Annotated in this window: 14 protein-coding genes; 7 read left to right on the top strand and 7 right to left on the bottom strand. The window is 68.1% G+C overall.

From position 1 onward, the window contains the following. The first annotated feature begins 5 nt into the window (after nt 1-5). Nucleotides 6-1,082: a winged helix DNA-binding domain-containing protein gene (locus NBG84_RS10115; RefSeq protein WP_250918991.1), complete on the top strand. Its 1,077-nt coding sequence runs from the start codon at nt 6-8 to the stop codon at nt 1,080-1,082. A gap of 116 nt (nt 1,083-1,198) precedes the next feature. Here the strand turns inward: NBG84_RS10115 and NBG84_RS10120 are convergent, their stop codons facing one another. From NBG84_RS10120 to NBG84_RS10130, 3 genes are all read right to left on the bottom strand, one after another. Further along, on the bottom strand, nt 1,199-1,840 hold the full coding sequence (locus NBG84_RS10120) for a hypothetical protein (protein WP_250918992.1): 642 nt from the start codon (nt 1,838-1,840) through the stop codon (nt 1,199-1,201). A gap of 168 nt (nt 1,841-2,008) precedes the next feature. Beyond that, nucleotides 2,009-2,686, bottom strand: a complete 678-nt coding sequence (locus NBG84_RS10125) for a response regulator (RefSeq protein WP_250918993.1) — start codon at nt 2,684-2,686, stop codon at nt 2,009-2,011. After that, entirely contained in the window at nt 2,683-4,077 is a 1,395-nt protein-coding gene (locus NBG84_RS10130; RefSeq protein ID WP_425608602.1) for a sensor histidine kinase, read from the bottom strand. Before NBG84_RS10130 ends, NBG84_RS10125 begins: the two co-directional genes overlap by 4 nt. A gap of 372 nt (nt 4,078-4,449) precedes the next feature. Here NBG84_RS10130 and NBG84_RS10135 point away from each other — a divergent pair, with 372 nt between their 5' ends. Then, the gene (locus NBG84_RS10135; RefSeq protein ID WP_250918995.1) at nt 4,450-5,058 is read left to right on the top strand and encodes a GNAT family N-acetyltransferase; all 609 of its coding nucleotides are present in this window, start codon (nt 4,450-4,452) and stop codon (nt 5,056-5,058) included. 230 nt (nt 5,059-5,288) lie between these two features. On the opposite strand, the gene NBG84_RS10140 is transcribed toward NBG84_RS10135, so the two are convergent. The 3 genes from NBG84_RS10140 to NBG84_RS10150 all read right to left on the bottom strand — a co-directional run bounded on the left by NBG84_RS10140 (nt 5,289) and on the right by NBG84_RS10150 (nt 8,445). Continuing rightward, a complete protein-coding gene (locus NBG84_RS10140) occupies nt 5,289-6,161 on the bottom strand; it encodes a DUF4429 domain-containing protein (protein ID WP_250918996.1) in 873 nt (290 codons plus the stop codon). Between the two features lie 75 nt (nt 6,162-6,236). Then, nucleotides 6,237-7,448, bottom strand: coding sequence for an alpha/beta hydrolase (locus NBG84_RS10145; protein ID WP_425608603.1), 1,212 nt, complete (start codon nt 7,446-7,448; stop codon nt 6,237-6,239). Between the two features lie 319 nt (nt 7,449-7,767). Beyond that, nucleotides 7,768-8,445, bottom strand: a complete 678-nt coding sequence (locus NBG84_RS10150) for a TetR family transcriptional regulator (protein WP_250918997.1) — start codon at nt 8,443-8,445, stop codon at nt 7,768-7,770. A 165-nt stretch (nt 8,446-8,610) separates the two neighbouring features. Between NBG84_RS10150 and NBG84_RS10155 the strand changes: the two genes are divergently transcribed. Both NBG84_RS10155 and NBG84_RS10160 read left to right on the top strand, forming a co-directional pair. Next, nucleotides 8,611-10,212, top strand: coding sequence for an MFS transporter (locus NBG84_RS10155; RefSeq protein ID WP_425608613.1), 1,602 nt, complete (start codon nt 8,611-8,613; stop codon nt 10,210-10,212). 197 nt (nt 10,213-10,409) lie between these two features. Further along, a complete protein-coding gene (locus NBG84_RS10160; RefSeq protein WP_250918999.1) occupies nt 10,410-10,775 on the top strand; it encodes a peptidase inhibitor family I36 protein in 366 nt (121 codons plus the stop codon). A 127-nt stretch (nt 10,776-10,902) separates the two neighbouring features. Here the strand turns inward: NBG84_RS10160 and aceE are convergent, their stop codons facing one another. Next, entirely contained in the window at nt 10,903-13,644 is a 2,742-nt protein-coding gene (gene aceE / locus NBG84_RS10165; protein ID WP_250919000.1) for a pyruvate dehydrogenase (acetyl-transferring), homodimeric type, read from the bottom strand. A 481-nt stretch (nt 13,645-14,125) separates the two neighbouring features. Here aceE and NBG84_RS10170 point away from each other — a divergent pair, with 481 nt between their 5' ends. The 3 genes from NBG84_RS10170 (at nt 14,126) to NBG84_RS10180 (ending at nt 16,228) form a co-directional block, all read left to right on the top strand. Continuing rightward, on the top strand, nt 14,126-14,554 hold the full coding sequence (locus NBG84_RS10170; RefSeq protein ID WP_250919001.1) for a DUF3052 domain-containing protein: 429 nt from the start codon (nt 14,126-14,128) through the stop codon (nt 14,552-14,554). Nucleotides 14,555-14,749: 195 nt separating this feature from the next. Continuing rightward, complete coding sequence (locus NBG84_RS10175; RefSeq protein ID WP_250919002.1) at nt 14,750-15,208, top strand: peroxiredoxin; 459 nt, start codon at nt 14,750-14,752, stop codon at nt 15,206-15,208. 444 nt (nt 15,209-15,652) lie between these two features. Beyond that, nucleotides 15,653-16,228, top strand: coding sequence for a TerD family protein (locus NBG84_RS10180; RefSeq protein WP_250919003.1), 576 nt, complete (start codon nt 15,653-15,655; stop codon nt 16,226-16,228). Nucleotide 16,229 lies beyond the last annotated feature (1 nt).

Genomic DNA, 16,229 nt, shown 5'->3' on the forward strand with positions numbered 1-16,229 from the left:
GCCCGATGCCTGACCACGAGAGCGTCCGCAGGCTGCGGGCCTGTGCGCAGGCCCTGGCCGGCGGAGCATGCGAGGCCTCTGCCGTGACGGTCCTCCGACGGGTCTTCGCCATCCAGGCCCAGGACGCCACGGCCGCCGACCTGGGCATCCGGGTACGCGGCCGGGACATCACCGCCCAGGCCATCCGCACGGCCTACGAAAAGGAGCGGAGTATCGTCCGCAACTGGTACATGCGCGGCACCCTGCACACCATCCCCAGCGACGATGCCCGCTGGGTGTCGCAGTTGCTGTCCCCGCGGATCCTTGCCGCGACCAGCCGCCGCTACCAGCAGCTGGGCCTGGGCGATGATCTGCGCCAGCGCGCCGACCATCTCATCCGGCGTGCTCTCGCCGCGCACGGCCCACTCACCCGGGCCGAGCTGACCGAGCGCCTTACCACCCTCGGTATTCCGCCGGACGGGCAGGCGCCGTTCTACCTGATCCGCCACGCGGCACTCACCGGCATCCTCTGCCATGGTCCGCAGCGCGCAGGTGAGGCCACATATGTGCTGCTCGACGACTGGCTGCCCGCCACCGGGCGCCTCCGGTGGGAAGGCGGCGATGCTCTCGCCGAGCTGGCCCGCCGGTACCTGGCCGCGCACGCCCCCGCCACCTTGGAGGACTTCGCCGCCTGGTCCGGACTGCCGATCACCTGGGCCCGCAGGGCCTGGAAAATGCTGGCGGAATCCGGCGTGATCACCGAGTACGGTGCATTGACCATGCTCGCCGGGCGGGTGAAACGACTCCCACGCTCGTCTGACACCCCGGACGTTCGCATGCTGCCCGCCTACGACAACTACCTGATCGGCTACCGCACCCGCGAGGCGTCCGTCCCCGCTCTCCACCAGGCCCGCGTCTGGCCAGGAGGCGGCCTCATCCGCCCCACCGTCATCGCCGACGGCCTGGCCATCGCCACCTGGACCCGTGGCCCCGGCTCGCGCTCCATCCAGGTGGCTGCGTTCGAACCTGTCCCGCCTCAGATCGAGCAGGGTATCGACATGGAAAAGGAGGCCGTCGTCGGCTTTCTGCGGCCCACCGCATAGCCGACCCGCATCCCGATCCAACAAGGGCGGCCGCATAGGCGAGAACGTTGGGTCGAGCGGCCTGACCGAGGCCGGCGGCGATCAGTCCCTGCTCACGGAGCGGGGTGAAGTCGACGTCAAGCTTCGGGTCGTACGCTTCCGGCTGGATGCCGACTTCGTGGGTGCTGTACTCGCCGAACCGGTTGATGTGTTCGGTAGGGAATGCCCGTCTCCGGATCGATGACCAGGCCGTCGTTCTCCGGGTACCCGGCGTCCGCCGCGGCGGCGCCTCGCAGCTTGTCCTCCAGCTGCCGGCGGAAGAACCTCGCGTCGAACTCGGCGCTCTCGCCCGGCTCGGCGAGTCCGACCTCCACCAGGTGGGACCCCAGCGTCTCCTGGACGACCTCCCAGGCCAGCGGCTGCTCGGACCAGTCGGCGTACTCCTCCGAGCCGACCACCGCGACGTCGCCGGTGCGCAGTTCCTCGGCGAGGGCGGTGAAGACCATCGCCTCGAAGTGCTTGCGCACGAACTGCCCGGTCCGGGTCTTGTCGACCACCGCCTTGCGCCAGTTCCGGGTGGCGAAGGAGATGTCGACCTCCTTGCCCTCCTCGTTGAAGGCGGTGATGTACTCGCCGCGGGCCGCCTGGTGCCGCTGGGCGTGTGCGAGGGCGTCCAGCACCCGGCTGTCCTCGCTGGTCGCGGTGAACTCCAGCTTGCCGTTGACGGCCAGGTCGAACATCACCGCCCGGTCCCGGCCGATCTGCCCGTACAGCAGCACTTCCCGCGGCGACTCCGTCCACCCACACGTCGGTGTCGCCGAGCTGGTCCAGCCATTCCAGACGCTTGGTCAGGTTCTTGACGTGTGACCAGGTCGGGCCCTTGGCGGGCTTCTTCAGCGGGTTGAACAGCGTCGTCCCGACACAGCCGTCGTCGAGATCCAGGGCGGCTAGGACGACCCCGGGCGTACCAACCCCGACTCATACGCGAAGATCACCGCCTGTGCCCGATCCCGCAGCGCCAGCTTGCCCAGCACCCGGCCGATATGGGTCTTCACCGTCTGTTCGGCCAGCACCAGTCGCTCGGCGATCTCCTGGTTCGACAGCCCCCGGGCGATCAGCTCCAGTACCTCCGTCTCCCTCGGGGTCAGTCCCTTCAGCCGTAGTGAAGGGTCCTTCCGCTGGGCCGGGCGCTGGGAGGCGAAGTCGGCGATCAGACGGCGGGTCACCGAGGGGGCCAGCAGGGCCTCGCCGGCCGCCACCACGCGTACGGCGGCGATCAGGTCAGCCGGGGGAGCGTCCTTGAGGAGGAAGCCCGAGGCCCCCGCGCGCAGCGCCTCGTACACGTAGTCATCGACATCGAAGGTCGTGAGCATCAGCACCCTGGGCACATGCACCACCCCCGGTGGTGGGGACAGGATCGCCCTGGCGGCCGCCAACCCGTCCATCTCCGGCATTCGCACGTCCATCAGCACCACATCGGGGTGGGTGGAGCGGGAGACCTCCACGCCCTTCCTGCCGTCCGCGGCCTCGCCCACCACATCGATGTCCGACTGGGCCGACAGCAGCGCGGCGAACCCCGCCCGCACCATGGCCTGGTCGTCGACGATGATCACGCGGATGGTCACAAAGCGTCCTCCGAGCTGAGGGGCGTGGTCAGGGGAAGGGCGGCGGCCACCCGGAAACCGCCGTCGGGCAGCGGGCCGGTGTCCAGCGTGCCCCCGGTCAACCGTACGCGTTCACGCATTCCCACCAGCCCATGACCCGTTCCGGCATGGGGTTCCACGGGGGTACCCGGCCCCGTGGGAGGGCCGTTGACGATCAGCACCATCAGCTGCGCGCCGTCGGAGGCGATGGACACCCGGGTGGGTGCGCCCGGTGCGTGCCGCACCACATTCGACAGGGCCTCCTGGACGATCCGGTACGCCGAGAGATCCACCGCCTGCGGCAGCTCGCCCACGGGTGCGCTGAGCGCCAGTTCCGCGGGCACCCCCGCCCGTACCGCCGCCTCCACCAGCTGCTGTACCCGGTCCAGGCCCGGCTGGGGGGTCAGCTCGCCCTCCGTGCCCTCGCTGCGCAGCACCGTCAGCAGCCGCCGCATCTCGGTGAGCGATTCCCGGGCCGCGGCGGCGATCGCCGTGAACTCCTCCTGCGCAGCGGGCGGTAGGCCCTCGATCCGGTAGGGCGCCGAGTCGGCCTGGACGGTGATCACGGACATATGGTGGGCGACGACATCGTGGAGTTCGCGGGCGATCCTGGTCCGCTCCTCCAACAGGGTGCGCTGGGCGCGCTCGGCTTCGCTGATGGTCTCCTGCGCCATCAGTTTGCGCTGGGCGTCACCACGCTCTCGCAGGGCGCCCGTGACCACCAGTACGACCCCGGTCAGCACGAACAGCAGTACATGAACGCCATCGCTGAGCGTCTGCGAGACCAGCTCGAAGACCAGCCCCGCCGCGCCGGTCGCCAACCAGATGGCGACGAGGGTCCGGCGCGGTTCGCGCAGACCGACACAGACCATCAGCAGCAGGTATCCGACCACGACCATCGGCGTCCAGGGCCAGGACTGCCCCTGGGTGGCGTCCGGACCCATCAGGGCCGCCGCGCCCGCGACATCGGCGCTGAAGATGATCCACCATGCCCTGAGCGGATGGGTCACAGCGAGCAGCAGGGGCGCGGTCTGCGCGGTGGCCAGCGCGCCCGCGAGCGCCCCGTGGAGTTCGTACTGGGTGGTCAGCACATTGATGGTGACCGGCAGCAGGGCGGCGACGGCCGCGAAGGCCAGGACGTACGGGAGGTACCGCAACCACTGGCGCTCGGCGGTGTTGAGCAGCGGGGCCGTTGACGGGGATGGGGTGCGGAGGTCGGCGGTGAGGAAGCGCAGCCCGCGGTGTGCGGTGTGGAGCGTGCGACTGCGCAGCGAGGAGGTCGGCGAGGAAGGCGGTCTGTCAGACATGGCCTGGCCAGCGTAGGCACAAGGCGGGGCCGTGACGTCATACCCAGGAGCCGGTGGGGGTGTCATACCCCGGTATGACACCCCCACCCAGTCTGCTGGTGGAGCCTGCGAGCCGTCTTGAGGAGTTCAGCGCGTTCAGGGAGTTCAGGGTGTTCGGGGTGTTCAGGGAGATCGTCTTCGGAGGTCGGCTGTGGGACGGTCGTCGCTGCCACCGTCGGACGGGACGGGGGCGAGCGGGCGTCCAGGCCCGTCGAGGACGCGATGGGCCGCGGCGCTCAGCCGCGATGGAAGCGGTCGGGGCCGCGATGGATCGGCGTCGCGAGCGAAGGGGGCTTCGGCCCGCCAGGGGAACGGTCGAGGGGCGCGATGGATCGGCGTCGCGAGCGAAGAGGGGGACCTCGGCCCGGCGTCGGAAACCACCCCGTGCACAATGAACGCATGTCGATATCGAATACCCCGAAGACGGCAATGATTGGCGATGCGCCGCTGGTCAGCCGCGTTCTGGCCCGTGCCTTCGACGACGATCCGATGATGCGCGGGTTCTTCCCCGATGACGCGTCGCGCGAGGCGGAAATGGGCCGCTACTTCACAACGATCTTCACCGGACAGTATGTTCACCACGCTCTGTGCGAGCGCACCGAGAAGGCCGTCGCCTTCTGGGTGCCACCGGAGGCGCAGGCCAAGGCTGTCCCCGACGCGGAGACCATTCAGCAGCTGCTGGACATCCTCGGCGACCGGGCTCCGCTCTTTCGGGAGACCATCGAGACGGTCGGCAAGCACACCCCCCAGGAACCGCACTGGTATCTGGCGCTGATCGGCGCGGACCCGGCGGCACAGGGCCAGGGGCACGGAGCCGCCCTGCTGCGCTCGGGTCTTGCCAAGGCTGACGCGGCGGGCCTCCCCGCGTATCTGGAGTCCTCCAAACCGGCCAACCTCCCCTTCTACGAGCACTTCGGCTTCACCGTGCGCGAAGAGTTGCGGCTGCCGGGGGACGGGCCGGTGCTGTGGGCGATGTGGCGTGAACCGCGCCCCCTGACCGACGCATAACCCGGGGATCGGCTTCAGCGGTCGGAGTCGGGGCGGGATGGGCGGCGATGGTGACGCCGGCCCGGTAGGACCACCGTGGCCCGCTGTTTCTCGCGTACCGGATCGCTGAACTCCACCACCGAGCGAGTAGCCGGGTCACATGGTCATGACCCGGCTACCTCGGAAGTGGGCACGCGAGCCCCATGGTTCCAGCAGGCCCCAGAGGTCGCACTCTCTCCAGGGCGAGCCTGCTAGAGCTCGGCCAGCAACTCCGCCTTCTTGGTGCTGAACTCGTCGTCCGTCACCAGGCCCGCCTGGTGGAGGTCGCCCAGATGCCGAATCCGGTCGGCGATGTCGGCCGGATCGCGGCGGCCCGTGTGCAGGGCAAGCGCCGGTGCCGCGCTCGCCCGCTGGACCGACTCCAGCACCGCGGCGGCGAAGGGCAGCGACTCATGGACCGGTCCGCTCCGGGGCCCGAACACCACCGCGGCCGGATCTCTGTCCACCCGTGCGGGCTCGGCGGATTCCTCGCCGAGCAGGACATCCGCCCGTCGCAGCAGCCGCAGATAGCCGTCGTGTGCCTCCGGAGTGCGCCATTCCACCCCGCTGAGCTCATTCACCGCGAAACTCTGGTCGCCAGCCTTCCACTTGGTCGATGACGCACCCGTCCTGGACCAGCGGAACTCGACGTGCCGCCCGTCGAAGGACGCTCTGCCGTCATACGCCTTGAAGTTCAGCGGCGCCTCGGGAGCGGCCACGGCGTACCACTCGGTGGGTCGGTCCGCGTCAACGGGCAGTACCGCTCTCAGCTCCTCCGCATGGAACTCAGCCAGATCCTTCCCGTCGGCCGGTATCACCAGCCGGTAGGGATCGCACTCTTCCTTCAGCTGCCCGGCCGCCGCCTCCATCAGCGGGTCCGCACCGGGTCTCGGCGCCGCGTGCAGCACCACCGTCCCCCGCCTGCCCGGGGAGAGAGTCACCGATGCCAACGCCTCGTGGGGGATGCGGCGTTCGCGGAGCGCCTGAAAGAGCTTTGGCGTGCGGTGTCCCCGTTCATAGCGGATGAGCACGGAGTCGGACTCGAACTCCCATGTGGCTTGAATTCCAGCCAATACATCACCCATACACATCATCGTAGGCGGCTTGCGCTTCTACGTCGCCCCTTCGTCGCTTCTCCCCTACGAGAAGTTCTACGCGCGTCAGGCCGCTGTTTCCTCGAAAATATCGCTGCTGCACCGGGTGTCCTCAGAAGCGCAGACCACCTCGGAGTAGGAACCGACGCCTATCTCCGCCAGATTGGCCACGCTCTCCGTACCCGGCTCGAAATAGCCGCTATGCCCCATCGCGCCAGCCGCGGACATCACCCGCGCCCCGAACTCCGGGGCCACCGGGTCCTCGCCGTGTCCCAGCCCACCGACCTGCAGATGCGGTACGTCCTCCACCCAGTCGCCCCGGTCCCGCATGGCCCACACCCGGGCGTGCGCCCGCAACTCGGTAACGTTCCCGGCGCGCATGCCCGGACTGCCCGCTACCGCGATATCGGTCACCCGGCTGGGCAGAGCGCGGGCCGCGACCCCGCAGACGACGGAGCCGTAACTGTGGCAGAACAGGGCGATGTTGGATGTTCCCGGTAGCGCGTCGATCAGCCGGGTCAGCCGCACGGCGCCGTTCTTCGCGAGCCGACCTATGACCGAGTCCATTCCGATTCCGGCGGGTGCGGTGTAGTCAGCCCAGGCGATGACCGCGGTACGGGTGTGAGGGGAGGCGGCGCGCTCGGCCGCGTAGAGCGACTGGGCCATGCCCACGGGGGCGCTGTACTTGCGGGCGCTGCGCTGGAAGGTGAGCAGATTGGTGTCGACACCGGGCACGATCACCGAGACCCGCTCGGCTCGTTCCACATCGCCGAACACCTCGGCGGCCCGGCCGGAACCGGATGGATCGAAGGCGAGGATCTGGCGCTCGGGCCGCATCAGCGCCTGGAAGCGGTGGATGCGGCGCATGCTCTGGTGGCGGCCGTCCCGGGTGAGCCGCGCGGTCTTCGCGCGCTGTACCTCCGACTCCAGCGAGCGGGCGATGGCGGTGCGGTTGGCGCGGTAGCGCAGCGAGACCGGAGCGCCGTTGAGATTGCCGACCAGCAGGGGGAAGCGGTCTGCGACGCCCAGGCTGCGCGTGCTGTCGAGCGAGGCGAAGAAGGCGGCGAGTCGCATCGGCGGGGAGTCGGTGTCCGGGAGCGCACGGCCGCTGACCTTGGCCTTGCGCCAGGCTGCCAACTCGGCGTCAAGGAAGTCGCGGGGGCCGCCGGGGTGGCGTACCGCAGTCCAGCCGGTCGTGGTCAGCATGGTGAACACGAGTGCGAGTGCGAGCAGAACGCGCCAGCCGGTCAGGGCGGGGGAGGGGCGAGAAGGAGTCACTGCGGAACACCCTAGGAGACCCATGCACCCTCCCGCTGGGAGCGTGAGGCAAGTCACGCGTTCATCAGGGATAAGGAGGGTGAAGGGGGGAATGGCCGCGACCTGTCACACAACGGGTCGTTAGCGCGTTTCCGTGCATTTCCCAGTGAAGCGTGATTCGCCGGGCTGGAGGCATCGGGGCGGTATCTCCCCACAAGGGGGCTGGAAATCACTCAGGACGCGGTTGCACATCGGCCGGAAAGCGACGCTGGATACCCGATGGATCGCGGCGCCGGATGTGGGCGGCGAGCGGAGTCCGAGCTTGTCTCCCGCCGCGCCGTCAGATGGTCTGGGTTCTCCGGGCGCGCCAGTCCTGCGTCAGCGCCGGGCCCAGTTGGGACAGGTGCTCCGCCGTGAGGTCCCGCAGTGCGTCCTTGCTCAGGTCATCGCCCCAACTCCACACCTTGCCGGCCACCCGCATCACCGCGGAGAAGGCTCCGACCAGAATGCGGGGGCGGGGGTCGGCGTTCAGATCGAGGCCTTCGCGCTCGGCGATGATCCCGGCGACCAGCTCCTCCATCTCGGTGGAGCGGCGCAGATGGGCGGCGAGGAGTGCGGGCGTCGACTCGATCATGAGGCAGCTGCGCATATGGGTCTCGACCGGCGCGATCTCACCGAGCGCCTCCTCGATGTGGTCCCACCCCAGGAGGACGGCGTTCCGCATGGCGTCGAACGGGCCCTCGTGTGCGGGGCGTTCCCGCAGTGACGCGGTGAAGCGCTGGGTGACGAGGTCCTGTAGGGCGAAGGCGACCTCTTCCTTGCTGACGAAGTAGCGGAAGAAGGTGCGCTGTGAGACATCGACGGCGTCCGTGATCTCATCCACGGTGGTCTGCTCGTACCCCTGCGCGATGAACAGTTCCAGTGAGACCCGCACCAGCGCGTCACGGGTGATCTGCTTCTTCCGCTCGCGCAGCCCGGTCGGCTCCGGTTGGAACTCAACCGTCACCCGGCCGGTCACTTGGCCCTCAATTTATGGTCCTCTTTCACCGCTCATCCACTGCGCGTTGACTTCAACGGCCACTTCAGCGTACCTGTGAGCGAGATGACAGTCACCGACGAGTGAAATAGTTTGTCAACTGTCAGAGGCTGTCACTAGTCTCTTCTCATGACTAGTCAGACCACCATCGACAAGACGCCGCAGGATGACCCCCTGGGGCCACGCGACGCAGGAACGGCTCCGGCCAAGGGACTTCGCGGACACCCTTGGCTGACGCTCTTCGCAGTGGCCATCGGCGTGATGATGGTCGCACTGGACGGCACGATCGTAGCGATCGCCAATCCCGCGATCGCCACCGACCTCAAGGCCACCATGGCCGACGTCCAGTGGATCAGCCATGGTTACTTCCTCGCGCTCGCCGTCACCCTGATCACGGCCGGCAAGCTGGGTGACCGCTTCGGCCATCGCCAGACGTTCCTGATCGGCATCGTCGGCTTCGCCGCGTCATCGGCCGCCATCGGCCTCTCCGACAGCATCGCCATGGTCATCACCTTCCGAGTGGCCCAGGGCCTCTTCGGCGCCCTGCTGATGCCCGCCGCGCTCGGTCTGCTGCGCGCCACCTTCCCCGCCGAGAAGCTCAATATGGCGATCGGTATCTGGGGCATGGTGATCGGCGCCTCGACCGCGGGCGGCCCGATCGTCGGCGGTCTGCTGGTCGAGCACGTCAGCTGGCAGTCCGTGTTCTTCATCAACGTCCCCGTCGGCATCATCGCCCTGGTGCTGGGGCTGGTGATCCTCAAGGACCATCGAGCGGAGAACGCGCCGAGGTCCTTCGACATCCCCGGCATCCTGCTGCTCTCCGGCGGGATGTTCTGCCTTGTCTGGGCGCTGATCAAGGCCGCCGAATGGGGCTGGGGAGACGGCAAGACCTGGGGCTTCCTCGGCGCGGCGATCGTTGCCTTCGTGCTCTTCGCCATCTGGGAGAACAAGGTCGCCGAGCCGCTGATCCCGCTGAAGCTCTTCCGCTCGGTGCCGCTGTCGGCCGGTGTGGTGCTGATGGTCCTGATGGCCATCGGCTTCATGGGCGGCCTCTTCTTCGTCACCTTCTACCTTCAGAACGTCCATGGCATGAGCCCGGTCGACAGCGGACTGCATCTGCTGCCGCTGACCGGAATGATGATCGTCGGCTCCCCGCTGGCCGGCGCCGTGATCACCAAGGTCGGTCCGCGGATTCCGCTCGCGGCCGGTATGGCCTTCACCGCGGTGGCGCTGTTCGGCATGTCCACCCTGACCCCCGACACCAGCAGCCTGACGATGTCGATCTGGTTCGCCCTCCTCGGCCTCGGTCTCGCGCCGGTCATGGTGGGTGCCACCGAGGTCATCGTGGGCAACGCGCCGATGGAGCTCTCCGGCGTCGCCGGCGGTCTTCAGCAGGCCGCCATGCAGATCGGCGGCAGCCTCGGTACGGCGGTGCTCGGCGCCGTCATGGCCTCCAAGGTCGACAGCGACCTCGCCGGCAACTGGGCCGACGCCAAGCTTCCGCCGATGCCCGCCGAGCAGCTGGACCAGGCCGCCAAGGCCGTTGAGGTCGGTATGGCCCCGGTGGGCAAGGAGACCCCGCCCGAGCTGATCGCCAAGATCACCGAGGTTGCCCATGACACCTTCGTGTCGGGCATGGGCCTCGCCTGCCTCGTCGCGGCCGCGATATCGGCACTGGCCATCGGTGTCGCCCTGCTCACCAAGCGCGGTGAGAACGCCGAGGCGGGCGCCGGCGCCGCCCATATCTAGACCGGTCGCCCTCCCCCCGGGGAGACGTACCCCAGCGGGGTTCCCGGGCGTCAACCTCATAGCAGTGACAGCCCCGTCGGTCCGCCCGATGGGGCTATCGCCTATCCGGGTGATCCGCCCGAATACCCCTTTCGCCGTCGATCGACGGTCGGTCAGGGTGCGGTCGACCGATTCATATGATCATGGGGGTTCATCGCATGCGACACAGCACCATCGCCCTGGCCGCTCTGACCATCGCGGCGGCGGCCCTCCTGCCCCAACCCGCCCTGGCCGCGACTCGGCTGGGGGAGTGCCCCACCGGCGCGCTCTGCCTCTGGGAGAGGGGCGGCTTCACCGGAGCCCGGCAGGTGTACGAGCTCTCCGGTACGGACATCGAGAGCTGTATCCCGCTGCCCGCCGGGACCACGGCCCAGTCCCTGGCCAATCGAACGGGGCGGCCCGTCACCACCTACCAGTCCGGTGAGTGCCAGGAGACCGGCGAGTTCGAGACCTACCCGGGCTCGGGCACCTGGTCGCCCCAGTCGCCCTACCGGGTAAGGGCGTTCAAGATCTGGGAGAGCTGAGCGCAGTCCGCTCCCCACCCACCGACCGTTGCCGCGGGAGAGGCGCCCTTCGCGTCCGCGGCAGCGGAAAGGGCGGCGAAACCCCGAAGGGTTCCGCCGCCCTCGATGTCCTACTCCCCAGCGACCGTCAGGCGTCGCCGCCGGCCGGGCCGGGGTCAGCCGCCGCCACATCGAGCAGCTGATAGCGGTCCACCGCCTGCTTCAGCACCGAGCGGTCCACCTTGCCGTCGCGCGCCAGCTCGGTCAGCACTCCCAGCACGATGGACTGCGCGTCGATGTGGAAGTAACGACGAGCGGCACCGCGGGTGTCCGCGAAGCCGAAGCCGTCCGCGCCCAGTGACGCATACGTCCCCGGCACCCAGCGGGCGATCTGGTCCGGCACCGAACGCATCCAGTCCGAGACGGCCACGAACGGGCCGTCGGAGCCGGAGAGCTTGCGGGTGACATACGGGACGCGCTGCTCCTCCTCCGGGTGCAGAAGGTTGTACTCCTCCACCGCGACGGCCTCGCGGCGCAGCTCGTTCCACGAGGTCGCCGACCAGACATCGGCGCGTACGTTCCACTCTTCGGCGAGGATGCGCTGGGCCTCGATCGCCCAGGGGACGGACACACCGGACGCCAGGATCTGCGCCGGGATCTGGCCCTGCTCGCCGGTCTTGTAGCGGTAGACACCCTTGAGGATGCCGTCCACGTCCACGTCCGAGGGCTCGGCCGGGTGCTGGATCGGCTCGTTGTAGACGGTCAGGTAGTAGAAGATGTCCTCGTTCTCTTCGGGCGTCCCGCCGTACATCCTGCGCAGACCGTCCTTGACGATATGCGCGATCTCAAAGCCGAACGCCGGGTCGTACGCCACGCAGCCCGGGTTGGTGGACGCCAGCAGCTGGGAGTGGCCATCAGCGTGCTGGAGGCCCTCACCCGTCAATGTCGTACGGCCTGCGGTCGCACCCAGCACAAAGCCGCGCGCGAGCTGGTCCGCCATCTGCCAGAACTGGTCACCAGTGCGCTGGAAACCGAACATCGAGTAGAAGACGTACACCGGGATCAGCGGCTCGCCATGGGTGGCGTACGCCGAACCCGCGGCGATCAGCGACGCCGTGCAGCCGGCCTCGGAGATGCCGTCGTGCAGCATCTGCCCGGTCGGCGACTCCTTGTAGGCGAGGAGCAGCTCACGGTCCACGGACTCGTACTGCTGGCCCAGCGGGTTGTAGATCTTCGCGCTCGGGAAGAAGGAGTCCATACCGAAGGTGCGGTACTCATCGGGAGCGATCAAGACGAATCGCTTGCCGATCTCCTTGTCCCGCATCAGGTCCTTCAGCAGTCGCACAAAGGCCATGGTGGTGGCGATCGACTGCTGACCCGAACCCTTGCGCACGGCCGCGTAGGTCTTCTCCTCGGGCAGCACCAGCGGCTTCGCCCGCACGACTCGGGTCGGCACATAGCCGCCGAGCGCCTTGCGGCGGTCGTGCATGTACTGGATCTCCTCCGAGTCACGACCCGGGTGGTAGTACGGCGGGAGGCCGCCTTCCAGCTGGGTGTCCGTGATCGGGAGGTGCAGCCGGTCCCGGAAGCCCTTGAGGTCGTCGACCGTGAGCTTCTTCATCTGATGGGTGGCGTTGCGGCCCTCGAAGTTCGGCCCGAGGGTCCAGCCCTTGACGGTCTGGGCGAGGATCACGGTCGGCTGGCCCTTGTGGGCCTTGGCGGCGGCGAACGCCGCGAAGACCTTGCGGTGGTCATGGCCACCGCGGCCGAGGTGCAGGATCTGCTCGTCGGTCATGTTCTCGACCATGGCGCGCAGCCGCTGGTCACCGCCGAAGAAGTGCTCCCGGATGTACGAGCCGGTCTCCGTCGCATAGGTCTGGAACTGGCCGTCAGGGGTGGTGTTCAGCTTGTTCACCAGCAGGCCGTCGCGGTCCTGGGCGAGCAGCGGGTCCCAGGAGCGGTCCCACACCAGCTTGATCACATTCCAGCCGGCGCCGCGGAACTGCGACTCCAGCTCCTGGATGATCTTGCCGTTGCCGCGTACCGGACCGTCGAGACGCTGGAGGTTGCAGTTCACGACGAAGGTGAGGTTGTCCAGGCCCTCACGGGAGGCGATGGAGAGCTGCCCGAGCGACTCGGGCTCATCCATCTCGCCGTCGCCGAGGAACGCCCACACATGCGACTTCGAGGTGTCAGCGACACCCCGGGCCTGCATATAGCGGTTCATCCGCGCCTGGTAGATCGCACCGAGCGGGCCGAGGCCCATCGATACGGTGGGGAACTCCCAGAAGTCCGGCATCAGCCGCGGGTGCGGATAGCTGGAGAGACCGTTGGGGTACTTCGACTTCTCCTGGCGGAACGCGTCGAGCTGGGTCTCGCTCAGCCGGTCGAGCAGAAAGGCCCGGGCGTAGATGCCGGGGGACGCGTGCCCCTGGAAGAAGATCTGGTCGCCGCCGTCGCCCTCGTCCTTGCCGCGGAAGAAGTGGTTGAAGCCCACGTCGTAGAGGGAGGCGGAGGACGCGAAGGTGGCGATGTGCCCGCCGACGCCGATCCCCGGGCGCTGGGCGCGGGAGACCATCACCGCGGCGTTCCAGCGGGTGGCGTTCAGGACCTTGCGCTCGACCTCCTCGTTACCGGGGAAGAACGGCTCGTCCTTGGTGGCGATGGTGTTCACATAGTCCGTGCTGCGCATCTCGGGCACGGCCACACGCTTCTCGCGCGCGCGTTCGATGAGCCTGAGCATCAGGTAGCGGGCTCGTTCCCGGCCTCGCTCGTCGACGGCGGCGTCGAGTGAGTCCAACCACTCCTGGGTCTCTTCGGGGTCGAAGTCCGGGACCTGGCTGGGAAGGCCGCCAATGATGATCGGGTTGCGATCTGATCCGGAAGCCACGCTGTTCCTTCGCTGTTCGGAGTGGTGAGCCAAGAATTTCTGGCAGAGTTTGCAGTGTCCTGGAACGCTGCCGTACCGCCTCCATCGTGTACCGCGGGCCGGCAAACGTCATCTCTACCGAGAGGTAACCCATGCTCTCGCTGACATCCCGCCCGGCCCCCAGTGCTGCTGACCAGGTGGGCTAGGTGGGTCAAATCGCAACCTTACGCCCAACCCGGTAGTGCGTTCCGTTTGGGTGTTCGGTTCCGATGGGGGTGCCGGGTAGACGTAAAGTGGCAAACGCGGCCGAAGCGTGTCGTGTGCGGTACCGGCCCTGGTGGAACATGTGGGGACTTGCGTCGAGACGGACGCAAACGTCACCGTTTCGGCGGTCTGAACGGCCGGGTACTTGCGCGATCCGCCGTGCGCGTGTGGACTACGGCCAACGCCACGCGTACGCGCGAGGCCGCAGCATCTACCGAACATGATCAGGAGGCAAGCCGTGAGCGCGACCGCGGACCACGCGGAGGAGCGGACCAACCCAGCACTAAGGCTGGGGTTCGAGCCCGGACAGGTGGTCCAGGAGATCGGCTACGACGAGGACGCCGACCAGGATCTCCGTGAAGGCATCGAGTCCGTGATCGGCCAGGACCTTGTGGACGAGGAGTACGACGACGTCGCTGACGCCGTTGTCCTCTGGTTCCGCGATGAGGACGGCGACCTGACGGACACGCTGGTGGACTCCATTGGCCTGCTCGACGAAGGCGGCCTGATCTGGCTGCTGACGCCGAAGACGGGCCGGGAAGGCTACGTGGAGCCCAGCGATATCAGCGATGCCGCACAGACTGCCGGTCTTTCTCAGACCAAGAGCATCAGTGTGGCCAAGGAATGGTCTGGCAGTCGACTGGTGGCCCCCAAGTCGAAGCGCTGAGGAGCCTCGACGCAAGGCCTTGAAGTAAGCCCGGTGCAGGCGCCGGGCAAGACCCTGAGTGCATTCGCACCAACTGCCGCTAGGCCCCCTCCGACCCAGGTCGGAGGGGGCCTAGCGGCGCTTTAGAGGGGGTTTTGCCGTGCGCATAGAGTGGACCCGTCACCCGAACGGGCTCAGCGAAGGGAAGCACACACCATGGCGATCGAGGTCGGCACCAAGGCACCCGAATTCGAGCTGAAGGACAACCACGGGCGCACGGTGAGTCTCACTGACTTCCGGGGCGAGAAGAACGTGGTCCTCCTCTTCTACCCGTTCGCGTTCACCGGTGTGTGCACGGGTGAGCTGTGCGCGCTCCGCGATGAACTGCCGAAGTTCGTCAACGACGACACCCAGCTGCTCGCCGTCTCCAACGACTCGATCCACACCCTGCGCGTCTTCGCCGAGCAGGAGGGGCTGGAGTACCCGCTGCTCTCCGACTTCTGGCCGCACGGCGAGGTCTCCCGGGCCTACGGCGTCTTCGACGAGGAGAAGGGCTGCGCCGTGCGCGGCACCTTCATCATCGACAAGGAGGGCGTGGTCCGCTGGAGCGTCATCAACGGCCTGCCGGACGCCCGTGACCTGAACGAGTACACCAAGGCCCTGGAAGCCATCTGAGGCGTCGGGCCCACGGGGCCGGCCCCTGGCAGGCGCTGCCGAGCCTCCTGGCCGGCGCGGTGGCGGTGGAGCCGCCCCGGGTGGCCGCTCCACCGGTCTTGTCGTGACCGGCTAGCGGGCCGGCGGCGTCCCAGTGGCCCCTGCGCCCCCGGTGGCCCCTGCTGGCCCGTGGCTGGCGGTAACTGGCCCGCCCTCGCCCGGGTGCCGGTCCGATGCGCCGACGGCTCCAGCGGCCCTCCAGGGGTGCCCCTGGGGGCGCCGACATCTTTAGGACAGCCCCGTCCGCCCTGCGCGTCGGGTCAACCAGTACCCAACCGGGACGGAACGGGCGACCTCCCGTGCCAAAGCCTGTTTTGCGCGGGAACCGGTCACTAGGATCGATCCCGTTGATCCGACACGAACGCACGACGGGGGCGCTGCCCCTGAAAACCAATGGAGGGACTCGTGGGAGTCAGCCTCAGCAAGGGCGGCAACGTCTCGCTGACCAAGGCCGCGCCCGGCCTGACCGCCGTCACCGTAGGTCTGGGCTGGGACATCCGTACCACCACCGGCACGGACTTCGACCTGGATGCCAGCGCCCTGCTGACGAACGCAGAGGGCAAGGTCACCAGCGACGGGAACTTTGTCTTCTTCAACAACCTCAAGAGCGTCGATGGCTCCGTTGAGCACACCGGCGACAACCTCACGGGTGAGGGCGAGGGCGACGACGAGCAGATCAAGGTCAACCTCGCAGGGGTCCCGGCCGAGGTCGACAAGATCGTCTTCCCGGTCTCGATCTATGAGGCGGAGAGCCGTCAGCAGTCGTTCGGACAGGTGCGCAACGCCTTCATCCGCGTGGTCAACCAGGCGGACAACAACGAACTGGCACGCTATGACCTGAGTGAGGACGCTTCGACCGAGACCGCCATGGTCTTCGGTGAGCTCTACCGCAATGGCGCGGAGTGGAAGTTCCGTGCCATCGGCCAGGGTTACGCCTCGGGACTGCGCGGTATCGCGCAGGACTTCGGCGTCAACGTCTAAG

The organism is Streptomyces albipurpureus (genome assembly GCF_023701525.1).
GTDB lineage: Bacteria > Actinomycetota > Actinomycetes > Streptomycetales > Streptomycetaceae > Streptomyces > Streptomyces albipurpureus.